The sequence below is a fragment of the Polaromonas sp. P1_E3 genome (genome assembly GCF_056405935.1).
Genome location: NZ_JBFUBD010000267.1, coordinates 1 through 3,838, shown reverse-complemented (window position 1 = coordinate 3,838; position 3,838 = coordinate 1). Strand labels below are relative to the sequence as shown.

Genomic DNA, 3,838 nt, shown 5'->3' with positions numbered 1-3,838 from the left:
TGCCAGAGCTGGCCAATGTTGCCAACGTGAAGGGCGAGCAGGTCTCGCAAATCGCTTCCGAGAGTTTCACCAATGACAACCTCATGAAGCTGGGCAAGCGCATCTCGGCCCTGGTCAAGCAACCCGACGTGGACGGCATCGTCGTCACCCACGGCACCGACACGCTGGAAGAAACCGCCTACTTCCTGAACCTCGTGATCCGCACCAGCAAGCCCATCGTCGTGGTCGGCTCCATGCGCCCGGGTACGGCGCTGTCGGCCGACGGCGCGCTGAACCTGTTTAACGCCGTGAGCGTGGCTGCCAGCAAGGATGCCGTCGGCAAAGGCGTGCTGGTCACCATGAATGACGAGCTGCAGAGCGGCCGCGATGTCACCAAAACCATCAACATCAAGACCGAGGCCTTCAAGAGCCAGTGGGGCCCGCTGGGCATGGTGGTGGAAGGCCAGAACTACTGGTTCCGCGCGCCCGTGAAGCGCCACACCGCGCAGTCCGAATTCAACATTGATGAATTCGAAGCGCTGGCGCCGGTCGACATCGTTTATGGCTACGGCAACGTTCCTCGTTCGCTGGTCGACTCCGTTGGCAAGACCGGCATCAAGGCCCTGATCCATGGCGGCACCGGCAACGGCTCCGTGGCCGACCGCGTGGTTCCCGCGCTGCAGGAAGTTCGCGCCAAGGGCATCCAGGTTGTGCGTTCCTCGCGTGTGCCTGAAGGTTTTGTGCTGCGCAACGCCGAGCAGCCCGATGACAAATACGACTGGGTGGTTGCGCATGACCTGAACCCGCAAAAGGCGCGCATCCTGGCCGCCGTGGCGCTGACGAAGAATATTGACAGCAAGGAACTGCAGCGCATCTTCTGGCAGTACTGAGTTCACGCAGCCACAACAGTAAAAACAGAACAAAAGGGCGATGCCRGCAACGGCATCGCCCTTTTTTTTGCGCGGCGTGTGCGGGGTGCTTACAGCTGGCTCATGCCGCCGTCGACGATCAGCTCGGTGCCGACAATAAAAGCCGCTTCGGGCGACGACAAATACACCACGGCGCTGGCCACTTCATCGGGCGTGCCGAAGCGTTTGACCGGCACCTGCGCCTGGATGCTGGCGGCCAGCGCGCCGAGCTGGTCTGCGGGCACGCCAAGCTTGCCGTACAGCGGCGTCGTGACCGGGCCGGGGCTCACCACATTGACGCGGATGCCGCGCGCGACCAKTTCACCTGACAGGGTTTTGGCCAGCGAAATCAGCGCGGCCTTGCTGGCGGCATAAACACTGGAGTTGGGCATGCCGATGTGGGCATTGATCGAGCCGTTCAGGATGATGGCGGCGCCCGTGTTCAGCAGCGGCGACAGCGCCTGGATGGCAAAGAACGCCCCCTTCACGTTGACGTTGAAGGTGTCGTCCCAGAGCGCTTCGTCCACGCTTTCCAGCGGGGCGAATTTGGCCAGGCCTGCGTTGATGAACACCGCATCCAGCGTAATCCCTTCGGCAACCAGCGCGGCGGCCAGTGCATTGGCCGAGCCGCTGGCGCCCGCGTCATTGCGCAGGGCGATGGCGCCCGTGCCCAGTTGGGCTTTAGCTTGGTCTAGCGATGCCTGGTCGCGGCCGGTGATGACGACCCGGGCGCCTTGCGCGGCGAATTGCAATGCGGTGGCCAGGCCGATGCCGCTGTTGCCGCCGGTGACCAGCACGGTCTTGTTGGCAAAGCGGGGAGTGAACGAAGTGGTTTGCGAGGTCATATCAAGTTCCTTTGTCGTTGGTGAACGGGTTTCCTGGTTCGGTGGGCTCCTGCCTGCCGATGAGTCCAATGTAAGTTTCATCTTCTGTTGGAGGAAGGCCGTAAAAATGATTTAATCATTCATCTTTTATGAATGATGAGAGCTGCAATGGACCGGTTGCGTGCGTTTGAAGTGTTTGCCGCCGTCGTGGGCCGCGGCAGTTTCACGCGTGCGGCGGATGCGCTGGACACCTCGCCGGCCAACGTCACCCGCTATATCAACGAGCTGGAAGCCCACCTGGGCACACGCCTGCTCAACCGCAGCTCCCGCAAGCTCTCGCTCACCGAAAGCGGCGAGGCGCTGTATGAGCGCAGCAAGTCGATTCTTGAAGAGGTTGCCGACGCGGAGGCGCTGGCCTCGTCGGCCACCCTGCAGCCGCGGGGGCGCCTGCGCATCAACGCGCCTGTGAGCTTTGGTATCAGGCACCTGGCGCCGCTGTGGCCGCGTTTCATGCAAAGCTATCCGGAAGTGGAGCTCGACATTGCCCTCAGCGACCGTGTGGTGGACATCGTGGAAGAAGGCTATGACCTGGCCATACRTGTCTCGCGCGCGGGGCCGGCCACCCATGCGGCACGCAAGCTCGCGACTTCCTGCAACATCCTCTGCGCCGCACCGGCCTACCTGAAAAAGCACGGCCGCCCGGCTGTGCCCGCCGACCTCGCGGCCCACCGCTGCCTGGGCTACACCTATGCAGCCACCGCCAATGAATGGCATTTCACCGATGGCGAAGGGCGGCCGCATGTGGTCAAGGTCAACTACATCATGCACGCCAACAACGGCGATACCGCCCGCGAAGCGGCCGTGGCAGGCCTGGGCATCATCTGGCAGCCGGCCTTTCTGGTTGGGGAAGACCTGCGCGAAGGCCGGCTGGTGCCCCTGCTGCCGGGCTACCGCATGCCTGAAATCGACGTGCTGGCGGTGTACCCCAGCCGCCGGCACCTGAGCGCCAAGGTCCGCGTCATGGTGGACTTTCTGGTCGAAGCCTTCAAGACCGGGCCCGGCTGGTATGTTCCGCCCGCCCAGATGCCGCCGGCGAAGGCTCCCCTCAAGGCGGCTGCACGCCGCCGCGTAAAATGACCGGCTTGGCGGCCGCCACCTGAGGCGCCGCTCCCCGGGCCTGCAATCCAGGTGCCCCGCGTTTGGCAAAACTCCACTCTTATGCTTACTTTCCAGCAAATTATTTTGAAGCTGCAGTCCTATTGGGCTGACCAGGGTTGCGCGCTGCTGCAGCCCTACGACATGGAGGTCGGCGCCGGCACCTCGCACACCGCGACGTTTCTGCGCGCGCTCGGCCCCGAGCCCTGGAAAGCCGCCTATGTACAGCCCAGCCGCCGCCCCAAGGACGGCCGCTACGGCGAGAACCCCAACCGCCTGCAGCACTACTACCAGTACCAGGTCGTGCTCAAGCCGGCGCCGGCCAACATCCTTGAGCTCTACCTCGGCTCGCTGGAAGCGCTGGGCTTTGACCTGAAGAAAAATGACATCCGTTTTGTCGAAGACGATTGGGAAAACCCGACGCTGGGCGCCTGGGGCTTGGGCTGGGAAGTCTGGCTCAACGGCATGGAAGTCACGCAGTTCACCTACTTCCAGCAGGTCGGCGGCATTGACTGCAAACCCGCCACCGGCGAGATCACCTACGGCCTGGAGCGCCTGGCCATGTACCTGCAAGGCGTCGACAACGTCTACAACCTGACCTGGACCGAAGGTCCTGATGGTTCAAAGTTGAGCTATGGCGATGTCTACAAACAAAACGAGGTCGAGCAGTCGACCTACAACTTCGAGCACAGCGACGCCGACTTTCTCTTCACCGCTTTCACGGCGCATGAAAAGCAGGCCAAACACCTGATCGACGTGCAACTGGCCCTGCCTGCCTATGAGCAGGTGCTCAAGGCTGCCCACAGCTTCAATCTGCTGGACGCCCGCGGCGCCATCAGCGTGACCGAACGCGCCGCCTACATCGGCCGCATCCGCAACCTGGCACGCGCCGTAGCGCAAAGCTATTACGAAAGCCGCGAGCGCCTGGGTTTCCCGATGGCGCCGCGCGAGTGGGTAGAGCAGATGGCGAAG

General features: G+C 62.9%; 4 protein-coding genes. 3 read left to right on the top strand and 1 reads right to left on the bottom strand.

Translation table 11 applies throughout. From position 1 onward, the window contains the following. Positions 1-869: asparaginase (locus AC1D0Z_RS17435; RefSeq protein WP_477659476.1), on the top strand; the 869-nt coding region annotated here is incomplete at its 5' end. A gap of 89 nt (positions 870-958) precedes the next feature. Here the strand turns inward: AC1D0Z_RS17435 and AC1D0Z_RS17430 are convergent. Beyond that, entirely contained in the window at positions 959-1,732 is a 774-nt protein-coding gene (locus AC1D0Z_RS17430) for an SDR family oxidoreductase (protein WP_477659475.1), read from the bottom strand. Positions 1,733-1,879: 147 nt separating this feature from the next. Between AC1D0Z_RS17430 and AC1D0Z_RS17425 the strand changes: the two genes are divergently transcribed. Beyond that, entirely contained in the window at positions 1,880-2,848 is a 969-nt protein-coding gene (locus AC1D0Z_RS17425) for a LysR family transcriptional regulator (RefSeq protein WP_477659477.1), read from the top strand. Positions 2,849-2,929: 81 nt separating this feature from the next. After that, a partial coding sequence (gene glyQ, locus AC1D0Z_RS17420; protein WP_477659474.1) for a glycine--tRNA ligase subunit alpha occupies positions 2,930-3,838 on the top strand: 909 nt, incomplete at its 3' end.